This is a genomic window from Novosphingobium flavum, from assembly GCF_014230315.1.
Lineage (GTDB): Bacteria > Pseudomonadota > Alphaproteobacteria > Sphingomonadales > Sphingomonadaceae > Novosphingobium > Novosphingobium flavum.
In genome coordinates this window covers 268,935-286,798 of record NZ_JACLAW010000007.1, presented here as the reverse complement: position 1 = coordinate 286,798, position 17,864 = coordinate 268,935, and the positions used below count along the sequence as shown (strand labels likewise).

Sequence of the window (17,864 nt, the reverse complement as noted above, 5' to 3'; positions counted from 1 at the left end):
GAGCAAGGCCCCCCGCGTGCCCTTGAACACGTCCGACAGGCGCCAGCGCTGCGGCGGGGGCGAGGAAATCGTATCCGTCTCGGCCGAGGCGGCAAAGTCAGGCGACATGGGTCAGGTCCTTTCCGGCGCAGGGCCGCACGTGGGTCCTGACGAACAGTGAGACGATAATCGGCGCCCACCCTCGTGGCGAGCGCCGATGAATGGGGCGCCTTATGCCGTCACTGCCAGCAGGCCATCGACCTCGGCCTTCTCGGCCGGGGTCAGCTCCCACTGCGCTGCAGCGACGTTCGAAACGACCTGACGCGGCGAGGACACCCCGGCGATGATCGAGGGCACGAACGGATGGGCGAGCAGCCAGGCGAAGGCGAGTTCGAGTACGGTATGGCCGCGCGCCTCGGCAAAGCTGATCAGCGCGGAAACCGTGGCGAGGTTTTCCGGGGTAAGGATCCGGGCCTGGTAATCCGCATTCTTGCTGCCGATCCGCGAACCGGCAGGGGCGGGTTCGCCGGGCCGGTACTTGCCGGTCAGCAGGCCATGGAACAGCGGACGGAAGGGCAGGACCAGCACGTTCTCGCGCTCGCACTCTGCGATCAGGCCGGCCACCTCGCGGTGGTGCAGCAGGCTGTATTCGAGCTGGGTGGTGATGAAGCGCGGCAGCTTGCCCCCGGCGGAGGCCGCCGCGGCGCCGCGAATGTCTTCCAGCGTGAAGTTCGAGCTGCCGATCTCGCGGATCTTGCCTTCCTTGATCAGGTCCTGCAGCGCACCGAGGGTTTCCTCGATCGGGGTGTCGGGATCGGGGATGTGCAGCTGCATCAGGTCGATCCGGTCGGTCTGCAGGCGCTTGAGGCAGGCCTCGGTCGCCGAGCGGACATAGCGTGCCGAAGCCCCGCCCCGCTCGGCATCGAGCCAGCGGCCGAACTTGGTGGCCAGCACGACCTTGTCGCGGTGCGGGCGCAGCGCCTCGCCGAGGAAGGTCTCGCTCTGCGTCTTGGGATCGCCATAGCGGTCAGCCGTGTCGAAGAAGGTAATCCCCGCATCGACCGCCGCGTCGACAATGGCACAGGTGGCCGCAAGATCGAGCTCGCGCCCGAAATTGTTGCAGCCGATCCCCACGATCGACACTTCCAGCGAACCGATTGACCGACTGCGCACTTACCTGTCTCCCATCCGGCCGGGGCTGCGTGCGCCCTGGACCCGTTCCATTGCCTCGACCGCGCCCGGCTCGTCGCCCCGGCACACGGCCTCGATCACGTTCATCCAGGCCGAGGCCAAGACCGTTTGCGCCTCGATGCCCTCGGGGAGCGCCGCCGCACTGGCACCGATCCGGGCATGGAGGACCTGCAGCAGGTCCATGGCAACCTGATGGCAGGCAATGCGCGCCAATTCCAAACCCAGCGCACACTCCGCCGCGACGAAGGACGCCGGTTGGGCACCGGCAGCCTCGACGAGCGCCTTGCCCCGGGTCCGCAACCGGCGGGCCCCGTCGGCGGCGATACGTTGGGCCGCGCGCCCGGCGCAGACCTGTTCGAGCACGGCCATCACCTCGAGGATATCGCGCACCTCGCTGTCCTCGACCACCCGGACCCGGGTCCGGCGTTCGCTCTTCTGCTCGATCAGGCCGGCATGGTGCAGCGAGAGCAGAGCCCCGCGCAGCACATGCCGGCTAACCTTGAGATTGCTGCAGAGCGTGGCCTGCAACAGGGTTTCGCCCGGAGCCAGTTGCGCGCCCACGATCCGGGCGCGGATCGTATCGGCGACCACGGCCGTATCAAGGCCATGCCCCCTGCCGGTCCGCTGATTTCGCCCTTCCGCGCCGCTGGTCATGTCTCCCGCCTTTCCCGCTCTAGCTGTCCCGCGATCAGCCCGCGATGCCCATCCACCAGACCTTCTCGGCACCGACGTCGAGATCGTGCTTGTAGAGAAAGGTCAGGCGGCCATCGTCGCCGATCCCGAACACCGCCAAGCTCGCCGGAACCTGCTCGCCGCCGGGCATCACGGTGGGGGCGTTGTTGCCCGCCACGAGATAGCGCCCGGTCGGATCGACCGCGAAGGTCCGGGGATGCAGGCCCCGGGTGTCGACGTGCTGGACCAGCACCGGCCTGCCGCCGGGCCCGGCCAGGTCGAACACGGCGATGTTGTTCTCACCGCCCGGGAAGACTGGAAGCGGATCGGGATTGAGCCACGAGGGCCCCGCATGGCCGTCGACATAACCGTCGTTGCGATTGGCGACGTAGACATACCGCCCGGAAGGATGAACCTCGACCGCCCCGCCGTCCTGGCGTTTGTGCACCATTTCGGGGAGAGCGAGGATATTGTCCGCGCTCAGCGGATCGGGCGCGATCACGCTGCCGTCCATGCGGAACGACCACAGCTCGTTCTGCGGCTCCATCACCGCATAGACGATCGGCTCGGTCGGGTGGAAATCGACGTTGCGGGGGTTGAAGCCGCGCGGCGCCTTGTCGACCGGCGGGATCACCGTCTCCTCGTTGCGCACCGCGCCATCGCGGAAGGCGACCATCCTGAAGCCGCCCTCGATGTACTTCGGCCCGCCGAAGCCCTTGTTCCCGCGCGAGACGAGGATAGCCCGCTGGTTGTGCGGCGTAACGCGGATCTGGTGCGGCTTGTTGCCGAACTCGAACCCCTCGTCGCGCGGGACCTCGGCGCCGATCGTGCCGTCGGCATTGAGCTTGTGCACGGTCAGGCCCGGCGCATCGCCATAGGCGGTCAACGCGTAGCCGCCATCGACGTCGGTGCAATTGTGGATCGGACGGGCCGCCAGCGGGGCGCTTTCGCCCAGTTGCGCGAGGTTGCCCTCCTCGTCGCGCCAGAGCGCGCAGAGCTGGAAAGGATGCGTGCCCTCCGCCGGCGCGCGATCGGCGCAAGCAGCATAGAGGATCGGCAGGCTCGGGTGCGGCCAGGCATATTGCAGCCGGGCGGGCAGCACAATCGAGCCCCGCTGCGTCAACGTCCCGGTAGCGGGATCGATGACGTAGTTCGTGATCGTCGCGCCAACGGCAACATAGGCCGAAATCGGCCGCGCGGGCTTGGCAACAGGCGCGCTCATCGTGTCAGGCACTCCTTCGCATTGCAGCCGGAAGAGGGGTTTTGCATTCGCCTCTCCACCCGATGACAATTCCTGTGTCGTGTCGCAGCCCCCCTGCCGCGGAGACAGGGGCAAGCGCCACTCCCGCCTTCGAGGTGGCCTGCAGCTTCATGCCCCCTCGGGTTGCGGCGCAGGACGCTCAGCCCTGCTCTGCCGCGCCTAGGGAAGCCTTACGCATTCGATCCAGTTAGGCCCGTCGCCCATCGGATATTCGTCGATCACCTCCAGCGCACCGCTCTGCCCGTCGATCCGGTGAACCACCAGGTTGTTGGCGACGTCGCCCGCCGCCAGCAGGTAGCGACCTAGCGGATCGACCGCGAGCCCGCGCGGTTCGGCCGGAGCCGGGAAGTGCCCGGCCACGGTCAATCTGCCGGTGGCCGGATCGACCGCGAAGACCGCAATGGTGAACGAGCCGCGCACCGACACGAACAGCCAGCGCCCGTTGGGGGTGAAGTGCAGATCCGCGCCAGCGGCCGAGATGCCCTTGCCGCGCCGGTCGCCCGGGACATAGCCTTCCGGCTTGGCATCGACGATCTGGACTTCAGCCAGCATCCCGCTCTGCGGAATGTAGCGGAACACGACGACCGAGGCATCGTATTCGTTGACCACGTAGAAAAACCGGCCGCTCGGGTGGAAGCGGATATGGCGCGGGCCGCGGCCGGGCTCGACCATCACCGGGGTGAGCGGCTCGAGCGAGAGTTCGCCGGTCGCCGCGTCGAACGCATGGCGAATGATCGCATCGCCGTCGCAGCTGGCGCCAAGGATGAAGCGGTTGGACGGATCGACCTGGACCGAGTGCAGCTTGGGCGGCGTGCGCACCATCTGGTCATGGAGCTGGACAAAACCCTGCGGCCCGATCGGCGCCACCGTAAGGTTGCCCGTGCGCAGAACCTTCTTGGGGTTGTTGGCACCCAACAGGAAGCGACCGGTGCGGTCGAGCGCGATGTTGACCATCGATTCGTAGGCCGGCGTGTCGCCCATGTGGGTGAGCTTGCCGGTGCCACCGTCGATCATGAAGCTGGCGACGGAGAACGGTTCGCTGCGCAGCGAGGCATAGAGGAAGCGCCGGTCCGGGCTCACCGTCATGGGCTGGACATTGCCCGAGGCGGGCACGTCCTCGACCCAGGTCAGCGCGCCATTTTCCGGCGCCATGCGCAGCACCGAGATCTGCCGGGCGCCGTTCTGCGCGACATAAACGAAAGTGCCGCCGGGCGCGGCATGGCTCACGCTCACAGCGTCACCTCCGGCTGCGACGAAGTCAGGACCGGGGCCAGCCGCGAACGGCCACTGGCGACTGAACGGGCCACTGCTTCCCGTTCCCATGCCATGGCGCTGAGCATTAGCATCTCTCCTTCACGCGGCGTCGCTTGGTGGCTGGAGTGCCCTGCACGCTCTCACTCTGTGAGATGCCATTGTGTATTGCCGAGGGAAAACGATATATTTTGATGCTGAGTGCAACGAAAATTTGAGAGTCAGGCGATGATCACCGAACTGCGCACCTTTGTAGCCATCGCCCGCCACGGTACTTTCGCCAGCGCGGCGGGCCGTGTCGGCCTGACTCAGGCAGCGGTCAGCGCCCAGATGAAACGGCTCGAGGAGCACCTCGGCCTGATCCTGTTCGATCGCACCGGCCGCTCCGCCAAGCTGAACGGCATGGGGGAGCGCACCCTGCCCCGTGCCGAGGCGATCCTCGGCCTGTTCGACAAGCTCAGCGATCCCGAGGCGGGGAGCACGACCACCATGCTGCGGATCGGCGCCATCGCCTCGGTGCAATCCTCGATCCTGGCCCGCGGGCTGGTCTCGTTTCGCCAGCGCTATCCGGAATGCAGCGTCCACGTCTTTCCCGGGCTCTCGCTCCATCTCGTCGACCAGGTTGATTCGGGCGAGCTTGACCTTGCCATCATGATCCGCCCCCCGATCGACCTGCCGCCGGACATGACATGGCACAGCCTGATGCGCGAGCCCTATGTCCTGATCGCCCATGCCGAGACCAAGGGCGACGACTGGCAGGAGCTGCTCCAGACCCAGCCATTCCTGCGCTATCACCGGCTTTCGGCCGGCGGCCGCCTCGTCAACCGCTTCCTGCGCACCCTGCCCTTTTCGGTCAAGGAAGCGGTCGAGATCCCGCTGCAGGCGATGATGCCGATGGTCCAGAACGGGCTCGGCGTCGCGCTGATCCCGGTATCCGAGCGCCACATGCCCCTGCCCGCGGGCATTCGCACGGTCCCGCTCGGCGATGCCGACCTCTACCGCGAGATCGGCTTCGTCCGTTCGGTGATGAGCGCGCCCGACCCGGTCGCGGGGCATCTGGCCGACTGCCTGATCAACGCGGTCGATCCCTGAGCCTGCTGCGCCCTCGACGGGCAACGCGAAAGAGGGGAAGGACAGCGCCCTTCCCCTCCTTCGTTTCGCGTTGATGCCGGCACTCAGGCCTTGGCGATCAGGGCTTCCCAGTTTGCGGGAAGATCGATCTTCTTGGCCGTGGGATAGCCGTGGCTCTGGTTCTGGACATAGCCGCGGCTCTGGTTGCGGCCCGGATCGCCGGCGAGAACGATGCCGATCCCTTCCGGCTTGACGAAGACCGGGACCAGCCGTTCCGGATCTTCCGATTCCACATAGGCGTCGGAGACCATGCCCTCGGCGTGCAGTTCCTTGAGGTCGAAGCTGGTGTAGCCCAGTTCCCAGGCGTGGCGGTACAGGGTCGACACCTTGATCTTGGTGTTTTCCCAGATGTAGCGCTGGACGTCCTGCTTCGACCAGCCGTCGCGGGCGATGATCTTGGCAACGCCGGGGCTCATCAGCAGCAACGGGAAGTTCTTCGCCTTCTTGATGCCAGTGTGGGCCCAGCCCGCACAAGTGCCGCCGAAGATCTCGACCAGCCGGTCAACATGCTCCTTGGCCGTTTCACCGGCGGAATAGATCGGGATGGTCGAGCACATCACGCTCTGCACGGTCACCACGTTGTCCTCGCGGGCGAAGCCCTGGTCCTGCGCGAAGGAGGTCCAGCCGATCTCGGTCACGGCATCCTCGTTCTCGGCGGCGGCCACGTTCATGCCGAGGCCGATCGTCGCCTTGTCGGATTCGTCCGGGGTGAAACGCAGGCCAACAAGGTTGCGCAGGAACATGCGGGCGAAGCGGCCGATCGAGGTATTCGACTGGCGGCCGACCCGCATCACGGCCGTGCCGTAGTTGAAGCCGAGCTGCTTCACGATCGGGCCGCTGACCACGACCATCGGCTCGAGGCCGGGGGTCGCGCCGAAATCGCGGGCGTAGAAGTTGGGCTCCGCCATGGCTTCGACGATGGCGATCAGGATCGGCATGTATTCCGGGCGGCAGCCGCTCATCACGCCGTTGACCGCCGTGGCCCAGATCGTGGCCTCGCGGTTGGCGGGCTGGATCACGCCCAGCACTTCGCCGGGATTGCGGCTGGTGTACTTGAGGAAGGCCTCGACTCGTTCGACGGTCGGCGGAGTCACCGGCAGGCCGTCGGACCAGTGGTTCTCGAGGAAGAATTCCTGGACCTCGTCGAAGGTGCCCTTGAACACCACGTCGCGCGCTTCCGGCTCATCGGCTTCTTCTTCGACCACGATCGACTTGGTCAGTTCGCGGATGATGTTGGGCACCAGCGTCTCGGCGACGTTCTTGCGCAGCTCCTCGGCGCTCTGGGTCAGGATCACGCCGGGGAATTCGGAGACGCCCAGATCGGCCATGCCTTCGCCGCGGGCGTTGACGGCCGCCTGCTTCAGGAACGAGGTGGCGACGATGGTCGTGCTCGGCACGCCGGCGCGCTCGGCCACGGCGCTGGCACGGACCACGGCCGGGGTGCAGGTGCCGCAACTGCCAATGCCGGTGATCACCCCGTCAACGCCATGCTCTGCAAGGCGGGCGGGCAGGACGGGCAGGTCTTCCTTGCCGTGCTTGGGGCCGTGGATATTGCCGAATTCGGCCGGGCCGACGAACTTGATGCCGGGAAACCGGGCGCTCATCGTTTCCTCGATCACCGGGATCATCTCGTCATGGCGAAAGCCATAGTGCGAGAGGTGGGCGATGGTCGCCGCCGAGAGGTCGGCAATGCGCGGCTTGGCCTCGATTTCCTTGATGGCGGAGCGGCCCAGCGGCCACAGGACTTCGTAGATCGGTTCGCTCATCGTGTCTCTCCCAAGCAATGGCAGGCCCGGCGAAGGGCCGGTGATGGCGGCGCGAATAAGGCCCGGGGGACGGCGGGGCCAATCGCGGTTGCGGATATCGATATACCGAACCGTTATAAGCAACGCCGTCAATCCAACCTTTTCGCTCGAAACCGCGCCTCTTTTCGCCTATCGCCCAGTCGATCCGTTATGAGAGCCGTGATACGCCGATGACGCTGAACCAGTTGCGCACCCTGCTTGCCATCGCCGATGCCGAGCTCAACATCAGCCTTGCCGCGGCCCGGCTCAACGCCACCCAGCCCGCCCTGTCGCGCCAGTTGCGCCAGATCGAGGAGGAGCTTGGCTTCCAGGTCTTCGTGCGCCACGGCAAGAGCCTGGCCCAGATCACGCGCGCCGGCGGCGAAGTACTCGCGCGGGCCCGCGCCGTGCTGGGCGAGGTCCGCAATATCGAGGCGCTCGCCGCCAATCACCGCCGGGAAACGCGCGGCACCCTGCGCGTCGCCACGACCCAGGCGCTTGGCCGGTTCGTCCTTCCCGCCGCGCTGGGGCGCCTGCGCGCACGCTTTGGCGCGGTGCAGCTCCGCCTGCGGCCGGGCGGGGGCGAGGAATGCCTCGATCTGCTCGAGCGCGACGAGATCGATCTGGCCCTCGTCAGTACCGAGGGCGAGCGTCCGGCGGGCGACGTCGCCCTGCCGCTGTTTCGCTGGAACCGCGCGCTGGTCGCCCTGCCCGGCCATCCACTGGCGGGCGGCAACGCGCCGCTCTCGCTCACGCAGATCGCGCAATATCCGCTGATCGCGGCCGACACGGCGACCCAGGCCGATTTCAAGATGGGCCGCGCCTTCCGCGAGGCCGGGATCGAACCGAACATCGCCTGCACCGCGCGCGACGCCGATACGATCAAGACCTTCGTCCGGCTCGACCTCGGCATCGGCATCGTCGCGGAGATGGCCCTGACCCCGGAAGACGAGGACCTCGTCCGGCTACCGGCCGCTCATGTCTTTCCCGGCTGCATCACTTGGGCGATCCTGCGCAGCGACCGGATCCAGCGCGACTACGTGTTCGAATTGCTGCGCGAACTGGCGCCAACACTCAGCCGCGAGGAGATCGACCGGGTGATCCACGGCGAGCGCGGCCTCGACCTGACCAGCCGCATCGCCCACTGGGCCGCCTGACCGCGCTCAGCCCTCGTGCTGGCTTGCGCGCGGGCTGCCCCGCAAAGCCGCCGTCAGCGCGCCGAGCGACACCTCGCTCGCCCGCGTCAGGTCGTCCTGCAAGGCCCGGTATGCTGCCAGCACAGCCTCTCCGCGCGGGCTGACCCGCGCGCCGCCACCCTGCTTGCCGCCCATCGCGGTCTCGACCAGCGGCACGTCCCAGCAGCGGTTCATCGCATCGACCAGCAGCCAGGTGCGACGATAGCTCATTCCCAGCGCCCTCCCCGCCGCCGAGATCGACCCTTCGCGCGCGATCGCCTCGAGCAGGTCGGCCTTGCCCGGACCCATGGCGATTTCATCGCCGCAATAGAGCTGCAGCTTGATCTTGAGGGGGTTGCTGGCGCCGGACATGACCATTTTCTAGCCGCCTGCCCGGGCGCGGCCAAGCCACTTGTCATGCCTGCGGATTTTGCCGGGCAATAGCCCCGCGCCCGGCTGGACAAGGCGCCCCGCCCGCCGTTACCGCCAGCCGCATGAGCATCATCGCCACCATCATGAACAGCGCCACCGGCCAGCCCATCCAGAAGATGACCTTCGGGCGGATGCCCAAGCCATGGATCTCCTTCAACCTGCAGAGCGGCGAACTGGTCACTGCCGAGCGGATCGAAGTGCGCAAGCCCGCTCCTGGCAAGTTCGTCGCCCCGGTCGAGATCTGGGTCACGCCCAAGGCGCCGGACTGAGCGGGCCGGCGCCTTGGAAACGGCTGAAACCGCGCAGCTTGCCATCCGCCTGCAGCGCGCCGCGTTCAACCGCGCACTGGCCGCGGCCGACCTCGCCGCCATCGAGCCGCTTCTGGCGAAAGACGCGATCCTCGTCACCGGCACCGACAGCGCGGTGATCGCGGGCCGCAAGGCACAGCTTCTCGCATGGAAGCGCGAATTCGCCGCGCCCGTCCGCACGGTCTATACCCGGCTGCCGCAGTCGGTCGAAGTCTCGCCGCTGGAGCCCATCGCTATGGAGCTTGGCCAGTGGGAGGGCGTAACCGGTTCGGGCCAGACCCTCGCCCGGGGTACTTACGCGGCCAAGTGGCGCAAGGCCGGGGCGCAATGGATCATCGAGGCCGAAATCTTCGTCACGCTGGCCTGAGCACCGACGCCTAATCCCCTCACCCCGGCGGCATTCCGCGCCCCATCCCGGCCGGCCCCGGAGCGCCGCCGCCGGCCGGTCCGCTGCCCTGCCCGCCACCTTGGCGGCGGGGCCGCAGCTCGTCCATGGTCAGCCAGCCATCGCCGTTGGTGTCGGCCGCTACGAAGCGCTTGCCCTCGAAGGCGATGAGTTCATCGAGCGACAGGCCCGCGTCGTAATTGGTATTGGCCTGAGCGATCACCGTGGCGTTGAGCGGCGCGATCAGCGCGGCCAGCATGGCGTCCTCAGCCTTGTCGCCGGGATCGGGCATGATCGAATCCGGGATGATTTCGCCGCGATTGCCGGTGGCGCTGCCCTCCTGCAAGGCCGCCGAGCCCATCTGCTTCTGCCATGCGGCGAATTCGTCCTGGCTGATCACCCCGTCGCGGTTGCCGTCGACCCGGGCGAAACGCGCGCGGATCGCCGCATCGCGCCGCCCTTCGATCAGGGCATTGAGTTCGGCGATCGTGACCAGCCCGTCGCGGTTGGTATCGGCCTCGCGGAACATGGCGGCGACGATCTTGTCGAAGCGCTCGCGCTTGATCGGCTTCGGCGCCTCGGGACCGCGCGCCCCGCCCATGCCCCCGCCTTCTCCGCGACCTTCGCCCCGCCCGCCTTGGCGCCCTCCGCCGCCCATACCGCCGCCACCCATGCCGCCCATTCCGCCGTCACCGCCGCCCATCTGCGCCAGCGCGGGCACGGCTGAGCCGAGCAGGAGGAGGGAAAGGATCAAGGAAAGTCTGGGCATCGGAGCGGAACCTCATGGTCGACGGGCGAGCGAGCGACATGGCTCACACAGCGTCTAACGGCGCGGCGCTCAAAACCCTGCGAAATACCACGAAGAGATTGTTGGCGGGCATGGCAAGGCATCGCTCCAGCACCAGTCCATGCGTTTCGCCGCAACGCTCGACCTCGCCCAGTTCGCGCAGGCCCCAGGCGGGATTGCGCGCGCGCAGATCCTGATCGAAGGCCGCGTTGCTCGGCTCCAGCGGGTGTCCGGCGCGGCGGAACGGGCCATAGAGGCAGAGCGGACTTCCGGCCTCCAGAATCCGTCCGGCCCCGCGCAGCAGGCCTTCGGTCGCCGCCCACGGGCTGATGTGGATCATGTTGATGCACAGCATGGCCGCCGCCCGGTCGATCGGCCAGTTCGCGTCGATCGCGTCAAGAGCCAGCGGCAGGCGGACATTGGTCAGGCCCTCCGCCGCGATCCATGCCGCGATCGAGCGGCGCGCCGGGGCCGAAGGATCGGACGGCTGCCATTCGAGCCCGGGCAGATGCCGGGCGAAATGGACGACATGCTCGCCCGTCCCGCTCGCCAGTTCGAGCACGTGGCCGGACGGCGGCAGGACATCGCGCAAGGCGGCGAGGATCGGCTCGCGGTTGCGCAGGGCGGCCGGGGCCGACTGGCGGGCATCGTGGGTCTCGCTCATGGCTGGTCATCTCCGGATCGTTCGGCCCCGGACGGGACCGGTTCGAGCGCGACCAGCTTGAAATCGGCGCGGTCGTCGGCCCGCAGGGTGTGCTGGCGAAAGGTCAGGTCTCCGTCCTCGGGATGGCGGAAGCGGCGCAGCCCGCCCGCGCGCCCGGTCACCGCCTGACGCTCCCAGCAGGCGCGAAACAGCGCGGATTCGCCGGTCAGCCAGGCCACGACCGCGCGGGCGGCGGGATCGTCGGGATGGCGCCCATAGTCGGCCCGGAATTCCGCGAGGAGGCGCGCGGCGCGGTCTTCCCAATCAGGCAGGAGCGCGCGGGCAGCGGGGCTGGTGAAGGCCCAGCGCAGGAGGTTGGGATGATCGCCCTCCCCGTCCAGCCCGGTCAGCAGGCGGCGCGCGGCCGGATTGCAGCAGACCACGTGCCAGGCCGGATCGAGGCCATAAGCGGGCCAGCCGAGCGCGCCGGCCACGGCCGCGAGCGCGGCGGGCGCGGCCCCCTCGGGCGCGGCGAAGGGATCGTCTGGGTCGCGCCGCCCGGCCAGTTCGAACAGGTAGGCGCGTTCAGCCCGGCCGAGCTGCAAGGCACCGGCCAGCCGCGCGAGGCTGTGCGCCGAGGGGCTGACCTCGCGCCCCTGCTCGATCCACGAAACCCAAGTCACCCCGATCCCCGCGCGCGCGGCCAGTTCCTCGCGGCGCAGGCCCGGGGTGCGGCGGCGGGCGCCCGGCGTTTCGGGACGCAGCGCCTCGCGCCGGGCACGGACGAAGGCGCCCAGTAGGCGGCGTTGTTCGGGCGTGGTCATGGCACCTTTTATAACAGGATAAGATTGTCCATTGTAACAGGTAAACGACGGGATCACATCGCCCCTCCAAAGGAGCTACATCGATGCCGCAAGAACCATCGCACGAGCAGCGGGTGATCACGCAATTCGCGCCGCGCGCCGCCGCCTATGTCAGCAGCCCGGTCCACGCCGCCGGGCCGGACCTCGACCGGATCGAACAGGTCGCGGCAGAGCTGCGCCCGGCCCGCGCGCTCGACCTCGGCTGCGGCGGTGGGCACGTCTCATACCGCATCGCCCCCCATGCGGGCGAAGTCGTGGCCTGCGACCTGTCGGCGGATATGGTCGCGGCGGTGCGTGCCGCCGCTGCCGAACGCGGGCTGGCCAACATCACCGGCGCCGTCGCCCCGGCCGAGGCCCTGCCCTTTGCCGACGGCGCGTTCGATTTCCTCGCCTGCCGGATGACCGCGCACCACTGGCGCGACTGGGAAGCGGGCCTGCGCGAGGCGCGGCGGGTGTTGCGGCAAGGTTCGCGCGCGGCCTTTGTCGACGTGGCCGCACCGGAAGACTCGGTGGCCGATGTCCACCTCCAGGCGGTCGAACTGCTGCGCGACACCTCGCACGTGCGCGATTACCGGGCGAGCGAGTGGCTGGCCGGGCTGGGCCGTGCCGGGTTCACCGTCAACGCGGTTCGTACTCACCGGCTCAGGATGGACTTCGCCTCGTGGATCGCGCGGATGGGCCCGCCGGAAAGCCATGTCGCGGCGATCCGCTCGCTCCTCGCGGGAGCGAGTACGCCGGTTGCCCGCGCGCTGGAGATCGAACCCGACGGCTCGTTCAGCTTCGACGTGGTGACGATCGAGGCGAGCTAGGCGACTGCGACCTGTTCGCGCGCTGCCGCGATCATGGCCTGAACGGCGGGGGACAGCATGGCCCCTTCCCGCCTCAGCATCACCACCTCGCGCGCGATCGGCGGCAGGTTGAGGTCCAGCGCGGCAACCGTGCCGCTCGCCAGTTCGTCCTGCACCAGCTCGCGCGAGGTGAGGGCCAGCATGTCGCCGCGTTCGCGCAGCAGGCGGCGGATCAGCGCCAGGTCCGCCGTCTGCACCGCCGGGGGTGGCAGCGACAGGCCCTGCGCGGCGAGCTGCCGATCGAACAGGGCGCGGCTGGCCGAATGGCGACCGGGAAGGATCCAGCGCTGGTCGATGATCTCGGCCGGATCGAGCCGCCGCCCCGCCAGCGGATGACCGGCGGCGGCGATCACCACCGAGTGGTCGCTGAACAGCGGATCGGCGATCACCCCGCGCGGCTCGAAGCCCTCGCCCGGCACGGTCAGGACGAGGTCGACCTCGCCCGAGCGCAGGCGCCGCAGCAGGTTCTCGGCCGGAGCCTCGATCGCCTCGATCCGCACGCTCGGCGCACGGTCTAGGCAGGCGGCAATGGCCCTCGGCAGCACGGCGGTGCGGGCCAGCGGCAGGGCACCCACCACGACGGCCCCGGTCGGCTCGCCCCCGGCCGAGGCCAGTTCCGACAAGGCATGGCGCAGTTCGGCGCGCATCCGCCGCGCGCGCAAGACCAGCCGCTCGCCCGCGTCGGTCGGGGCCATGCCCTGCAGGTTGCGGTGAAACAGGCGCAGGCCGATCCCCTCCTCCAGCCGGCCCAGCGCCATCGAAACCCCCGACGGGGTGATCCGCAGCGTCGCCGCCGCGCCCGATGCCGTGCGCGATTCGGACAGGTGGATCAGCAGCAGCAGCTTGCGCCCGCTGTACATCAGGTGCCGCAGGTTGGCGGGCGAGAGGGCCTCGCCGCCGCGCACCCGCGCCAGTTCGGCCATGGCCGCGGCGATCTCCTCCTCGATCCGGCGAATCCGCTCGATCAGCAGCTGGCCGTACCAGTTGGAGCGAAAGCCGCTGCTCGAACGGTCGAACAGCTCGATGCCGAGCACTTCTTCCACTTCGGCCACGCCCCGCGTGACCACCGAAGGCGACCGGTAGAGGTCGCGCCCGCCGCCACTGATCGAGCCGCTCGCGGCCACGGCGGCGACCATCTGGAGGTTGTGGAGCTGGACGAACAGGCTGTCCGGCCCGCCCGCGCCACTGGCACGCTTCAACGGCACAGCGCGGCCACGGCGGCAAGAGCCTCCTCGCCCGCTTCGGCGAGGCCCCCGGCAAAGCCCGCGCGGACCGAGCCGATCGCCCAGAGCCCGGGCAGGCCGAGCGCGCCATGAGGGCCGGTTACCAGGCCGCCATTCTCGCCGCGCGGCAGGGCCTCCGGTAGCAGCCCGGTTTCCGGCTCGCCGCCGATGAACAGGAACAGCCCGTCGCAGGCCAGGTCGGTGCCGTCACCGTCAAGCCGCACCGCGCTGACCCGCCCGTCGCCCATCACCGCGCGCACCTGACGCCCGGAGAGCAGCACGACGTTGGCGAAAGCCAGTGCCTGGCCCACCAGATCGGCCCGTGCGCGCGGTGCTGCGCCGCGCATCACGATGGTCACCGAACGCGCGATCCGCGCGAGGATCGCCGCCTCCTGGAACGCGGCATCGCCGCCGCCGACCACCACGCAGTCCTTGCCGATCAGGTCCGGTCCATCGCAATCGGCGCAGTGCGAGATGCCTTTGCCCACCAGCCTCGCCACGCCCGGCACGCCGAGCAGGCGCGGACGGGTTCCGGTGGCGACGATGACCTGCCGGGCGGTGAGCACGCCTTGCGGGCAATGCAAAGTCCAGCCGCTCCCCGGCGCGGGGGTCAGCGCCGTCACCGGCTCGAGCAGCGGGACAACCCCGGCGTCGATATTCTCCATGCCGATGATCGCGCCAAGGTCCGGCCCCGAGGTGGTGAAGCTCTCGGGTGAAGGATCGAGCGCCAGCACGGTCATCACCGCCCCGCCGACCATCACGCCCTCGAATGCGGCAACCGACAGCCCGCGCGCCCGCGCTTCGCGCGCGGCACAAAGGCCGGCATAGCCCTGCCCGATCACCGCCAGGTCAAAGTGCTGGATCATCGCTCACCGTCGTCCTGCTCAGCGTGCCCGCGAAACGACACGCCCCGGGCCTGCGCGGCAGACCCGGGGCGTGCTTGTTTTCAATAGTGCCGAAGCCGGGTTCAGGCTGCCGCCAGTGCCGCCTCAGCCGCAGCCAGCCGCGCGGCGCGCAAGGCCTGGGCTTCTTCGATCACGCGGTCCTTCGCGGCGCTGAGCGCGGCCTCGCGGCTCAGCCCGGCGTCGAACTGCCAGACCATGGCTTCGCCCTCGTCGATGCGGGCGTGAACCACGCCGGCGGCATCGCTGCGGTCCGACCAGACCTGCCAGAAAAGCGTCCCGACCCAGCCGGTGATCGAGCCGACCGGCTTGCCGACGTGAACGATCAGGTTGTCACGCGCCAGATCGGCGATCTCGCCCACGATCTTCAGCTTCGCGCCAACTTCGGGGCTGACCTCGCGGACGCCATCGACCTTGTTCATAAGATTGCTCATCCAAATCTCTCCCGATTTCACGCCCTCGCGGGCCAGAACTCGACTCGCCGCCGAAGTCCGGTGCGTGTCTGAAGGGAAGATTTGCAGGCATTGGCGCCCGGCGAAAGCCCGCATAACAAGGTTGCAATACCTCGGCACAAATTGGCGAAATTGCCTCCGCCCCATGAGCGCCCGGCCCGATCGCGCAGATCGCAAGGTTTCGCAGCAGATTTCAGCTAGCCATGCGGCGCTGCCCGGAGGCGGCACGGGGGGCCGATGCCTTGCGCGTATTTCGCGGCCACAGGACGATCAATCGCGATCATAACAACTTCACAAAGTCCGGCCACATCGCGCCGGATTGTGACCACCGCGCCGGCCCCGCATGATCATGAGCGAGCCGGCAGCAGCTTTTTCCGGCTTGCCCCGATGCCCCGTCCCGCCGCCCGGCCCGCGGCGCAGCCTCCCCCGCTGCGCCCGGCGGATTGCGGCCGCGCGGAAGGCGGGGCGCACGTCAACCGATCACTCGGGAGAGAGACATGGACAACAACACTTACGACGTCGTGTGGCCGAGCGGCCGCCAGCTGAAGGACGGCGCGCGCCTCGCTCGCCGCCTCGAGACCCTCGAAGGCAAGACCGTGGCCCAGCTGTGGGACTGGATCTTCAAGGGCGACAAGATGTTCGACGTGTGGGAGCGCGAGCTGAAGAAGCGCTACCCCGGGATCAAGTTCATCTCGTGGCGCGAATTCGGCGAGATCCACGGCCATAACGAGCGCGAGGCGCTGGCCGAGCTGGAAGAGAAGTTCAAGGAGTTCGGCGTCGATGCCGCGCTGGTCGGCGTGGGCTGCTGCGGTTCGTGCACCTCGGGCGTTACCCGCGCCGCGATCCACTGCGAACGCCTCGGCATTCCGTCGGTCGCCATGATCTGCTCGGGCTTTGAAAAGCAGGGCCGCTTCACCGCCAAGGGCCTCGGCATGCCGAACCTGCCCTATACCGTGCATCCGGGCCACGTGAACTTCGTCACCGACGAGGAACTGGACCACAATGCCGCGACCGTCATGCTCGACCAGGTCATCCGCGGCCTGACCGTGCAGCCCGAGGAAGAAGCGCCCGACGCCGATTTCGACAAGAGCGCTATCGTGTTCAGCGGCAACTACCGCCAGGTGCAGGAGCACTTCCTCGCCAACGAGTGGAGCGAGGGCCTGCCCATCGTTCCGCCGACGCTGGATATCGTGAACGAGTTCCTGCAGTTCACCGACCGCGATCCGAACGAAGTGATCGGCGTCATCCTGCCCGACAACCGCGAGGCCACCGTGTGGAACGTCGCGGTCAACGGCGCCATGGCCGGCTGCCGCCCGGAATACATGCCGGTGCTGCTCGGCATCGTCGATGCCATGGTGGATCCGCAGTTCGGCGTCGAGCACCTCGGCCAGACCCCGGGGACCGAGACCCTGCTCATGGTCAACGGGTCGATGATCAAGGACCTCAAGTTCAACTACACCCAGGGCGTGCTGCGCCCCGGCTTTCAGGCGAACACCGCGATCGGCCGCTTCTGGCGCCTGTTCCTGCGCAATGTCGGCGGGTTCATCACCCACAAGGCCGACAAGGGCTGCTACGGCGGCAACTTCCGCATCGTCGTCGCCGAGAACGAGAATGCCTGCGCCGAGGCCGGGTGGAACACACTGGCCCAGGACGAGGGCTTCGCTTTCGGCCAGAACGCCGTGACCATCACCGCCTGCACCGAGATGACCCAGGCCATCGAAGTGGGTGACCCCAATGCCGAGCAGATCCTGAAGAACATCGAAACCCGCATGGCGGACAACAACATGTTCATCCAGTTCTTCTTCCGCGGCATGCGCACCCGCCCGACCGTGATCATCACCCCGCTGATCATGAAGGCGCTGGTGGCGCAGGGCTGGACCAAGCAGAAGGTGCGCGAGCATCTCTACCACAACGCCAAGCTGCGGGTCAGCCGGCTCTCGGGCATGATCCTCAACCGGTTCTACAAGGGGATCAACGACGGCAACTGGCCGGAACAGCTGGGCACCTCGATGGACGTCAACCGCGACATCCAGATGGTCTCGAGCCCCGACGACTTCCTAATCATCGTCAGCGGCGATCCGGCGCGCGACCACGTGATGATCGGCTCGTCCAACGGCTACATCGGCTTCCCGGTGACCAAGCCGATCGACCTGCCGAAGAACTGGGCCAACCTGATCGGCCAGACCGGCGAGCGCGAACTCGAACCGGCCTGAGCTCGGCGGGCCGAACGCCTGAGACAAGGAAGCCGCCGCCCCCGGGACGGCGGCTTCCGCACATCTGGGACGGGACGGCCGATTGAACCGGACGGCATCGCCAATGTTCCGGCCACCCCAGCCTGTTAAAAACCCCGAAAAAGGATCGCGCAAACCCGTTGCGCGCCGCGCCCGAGCCCTGTAAAGGGCCCCCTCACCCGCGCCGCAAGGCACCGGGCGTGCCGCTTTAGCTCAGTCGGTAGAGCACATCATTCGTAATGATGGGGTCAGGTGTTCGAATCACCTAAGCGGCACCACGCCTTTCAGGCACTTTCCCGAGCAAAATCAGCGGTTAACAGCTAACGACCCTTGGGCTGCTAGGGGC

Annotated in this window: 18 protein-coding genes and 1 tRNA gene; 7 read left to right on the top strand and 12 right to left on the bottom strand. The window is 68.2% G+C overall.

Annotated elements, in window-relative coordinates; genetic code table 11:
- Window positions 1-210: 210 nt before the first annotated feature.
- From H7F51_RS11185 to H7F51_RS11170, 4 genes are all read right to left on the bottom strand, one after another.
- Window positions 211-1,152: an aldo/keto reductase gene (locus H7F51_RS11185; RefSeq protein ID WP_185664378.1), complete on the bottom strand. Its 942-nt coding sequence runs from the start codon at window positions 1,150-1,152 to the stop codon at window positions 211-213.
- The gene (locus tag H7F51_RS11180; protein WP_185664377.1) at window positions 1,153-1,824 is read right to left on the bottom strand and encodes a GntR family transcriptional regulator; all 672 of its coding nucleotides are present in this window, start codon (window positions 1,822-1,824) and stop codon (window positions 1,153-1,155) included.
- Between the two features lie 34 nt (window positions 1,825-1,858).
- Entirely contained in the window at window positions 1,859-3,064 is a 1,206-nt protein-coding gene (locus H7F51_RS11175; protein ID WP_185664376.1) for a lactonase family protein, read from the bottom strand.
- A gap of 198 nt (window positions 3,065-3,262) precedes the next feature.
- Window positions 3,263-4,336 (bottom strand): beta-propeller fold lactonase family protein, encoded by a 1,074-nt coding sequence (locus H7F51_RS11170; protein ID WP_185664375.1) that lies wholly within the window; start codon window positions 4,334-4,336, stop codon window positions 3,263-3,265.
- A 246-nt stretch (window positions 4,337-4,582) separates the two neighbouring features.
- Between H7F51_RS11170 and H7F51_RS11165 the strand changes: the two genes are divergently transcribed.
- Window positions 4,583-5,446 (top strand): LysR family transcriptional regulator, encoded by an 864-nt coding sequence (locus H7F51_RS11165; protein ID WP_185664374.1) that lies wholly within the window; start codon window positions 4,583-4,585, stop codon window positions 5,444-5,446.
- A gap of 83 nt (window positions 5,447-5,529) precedes the next feature.
- Here the strand turns inward: H7F51_RS11165 and H7F51_RS11160 are convergent, their stop codons facing one another.
- Window positions 5,530-7,251 (bottom strand): UGSC family (seleno)protein, encoded by a 1,722-nt coding sequence (locus H7F51_RS11160; protein WP_185664373.1) that lies wholly within the window; start codon window positions 7,249-7,251, stop codon window positions 5,530-5,532.
- Between the two features lie 209 nt (window positions 7,252-7,460).
- On the opposite strand from H7F51_RS11160, the gene H7F51_RS11155 reads away from it, so the two are divergent.
- Window positions 7,461-8,426, top strand: coding sequence for a LysR substrate-binding domain-containing protein (locus tag H7F51_RS11155; RefSeq protein ID WP_185664372.1), 966 nt, complete (start codon window positions 7,461-7,463; stop codon window positions 8,424-8,426).
- A gap of 6 nt (window positions 8,427-8,432) precedes the next feature.
- Here H7F51_RS11155 and H7F51_RS11150 read toward each other — a convergent pair whose 3' ends face one another.
- Window positions 8,433-8,816, bottom strand: a complete 384-nt coding sequence (locus H7F51_RS11150) for a winged helix-turn-helix domain-containing protein (protein WP_185664371.1) — start codon at window positions 8,814-8,816, stop codon at window positions 8,433-8,435.
- 122 nt (window positions 8,817-8,938) lie between these two features.
- On the opposite strand from H7F51_RS11150, the gene H7F51_RS11145 reads away from it, so the two are divergent.
- The gene (locus tag H7F51_RS11145; RefSeq protein ID WP_185664370.1) at window positions 8,939-9,145 is read left to right on the top strand and encodes a hypothetical protein; all 207 of its coding nucleotides are present in this window, start codon (window positions 8,939-8,941) and stop codon (window positions 9,143-9,145) included.
- Between the two features lie 13 nt (window positions 9,146-9,158).
- Window positions 9,159-9,551, top strand: a complete 393-nt coding sequence (locus H7F51_RS11140; RefSeq protein WP_185664369.1) for a DUF4440 domain-containing protein — start codon at window positions 9,159-9,161, stop codon at window positions 9,549-9,551.
- Between the two features lie 19 nt (window positions 9,552-9,570).
- Here the strand turns inward: H7F51_RS11140 and H7F51_RS11135 are convergent, their stop codons facing one another.
- From H7F51_RS11135 to H7F51_RS11125, 3 genes are read right to left on the bottom strand one after another with little or no spacing between them, the layout of a single operon-like run.
- Window positions 9,571-10,323 carry an EF-hand domain-containing protein gene (locus H7F51_RS11135; protein ID WP_343061270.1) on the bottom strand — a complete coding sequence of 251 codons (753 nt, stop codon included), beginning with the start codon at window positions 10,321-10,323 and terminating at the stop codon, window positions 9,571-9,573.
- Window positions 10,324-10,381: 58 nt separating this feature from the next.
- Window positions 10,382-11,020, bottom strand: coding sequence for a DUF938 domain-containing protein (locus H7F51_RS11130; protein WP_185664367.1), 639 nt, complete (start codon window positions 11,018-11,020; stop codon window positions 10,382-10,384).
- Window positions 11,017-11,823 (bottom strand): helix-turn-helix domain-containing protein, encoded by an 807-nt coding sequence (locus tag H7F51_RS11125; protein ID WP_185664366.1) that lies wholly within the window; start codon window positions 11,821-11,823, stop codon window positions 11,017-11,019. Before H7F51_RS11125 ends, H7F51_RS11130 begins: the two co-directional genes overlap by 4 nt.
- 83 nt (window positions 11,824-11,906) lie before the next feature.
- Between H7F51_RS11125 and H7F51_RS11120 the strand changes: the two genes are divergently transcribed.
- On the top strand, window positions 11,907-12,671 hold the full coding sequence (locus H7F51_RS11120) for a class I SAM-dependent methyltransferase (protein WP_185664365.1): 765 nt from the start codon (window positions 11,907-11,909) through the stop codon (window positions 12,669-12,671).
- Here H7F51_RS11120 and H7F51_RS11115 read toward each other — a convergent pair.
- The 3 genes from H7F51_RS11115 to H7F51_RS11105 all read right to left on the bottom strand — a co-directional run bounded on the left by H7F51_RS11115 (window position 12,668) and on the right by H7F51_RS11105 (window position 15,269).
- Window positions 12,668-13,909 carry a LysR family transcriptional regulator gene (locus tag H7F51_RS11115; protein WP_185664364.1) on the bottom strand — a complete coding sequence of 414 codons (1,242 nt, stop codon included), beginning with the start codon at window positions 13,907-13,909 and terminating at the stop codon, window positions 12,668-12,670. The two genes, H7F51_RS11120 and H7F51_RS11115, sit on opposite strands and share 4 nt — an antisense overlap.
- Window positions 13,906-14,799 carry an NAD(P)/FAD-dependent oxidoreductase gene (locus H7F51_RS11110; RefSeq protein WP_185664363.1) on the bottom strand — a complete coding sequence of 298 codons (894 nt, stop codon included), beginning with the start codon at window positions 14,797-14,799 and terminating at the stop codon, window positions 13,906-13,908. Before H7F51_RS11110 ends, H7F51_RS11115 begins: the two co-directional genes overlap by 4 nt.
- Before the next feature lie 101 nt (window positions 14,800-14,900).
- Window positions 14,901-15,269, bottom strand: coding sequence for a hypothetical protein (locus H7F51_RS11105; protein WP_185664362.1), 369 nt, complete (start codon window positions 15,267-15,269; stop codon window positions 14,901-14,903).
- A 515-nt stretch (window positions 15,270-15,784) separates the two neighbouring features.
- On the opposite strand from H7F51_RS11105, the gene H7F51_RS11100 reads away from it, so the two are divergent.
- Both H7F51_RS11100 and H7F51_RS11095 read left to right on the top strand, forming a co-directional pair.
- Window positions 15,785-17,500: a UGSC family (seleno)protein gene (locus H7F51_RS11100; protein ID WP_185664361.1), complete on the top strand. Its 1,716-nt coding sequence runs from the start codon at window positions 15,785-15,787 to the stop codon at window positions 17,498-17,500.
- Window positions 17,501-17,720: 220 nt separating this feature from the next.
- Window positions 17,721-17,796: transfer RNA gene (locus H7F51_RS11095), tRNA-Thr, on the top strand.
- Window positions 17,797-17,864 lie beyond the last annotated feature (68 nt).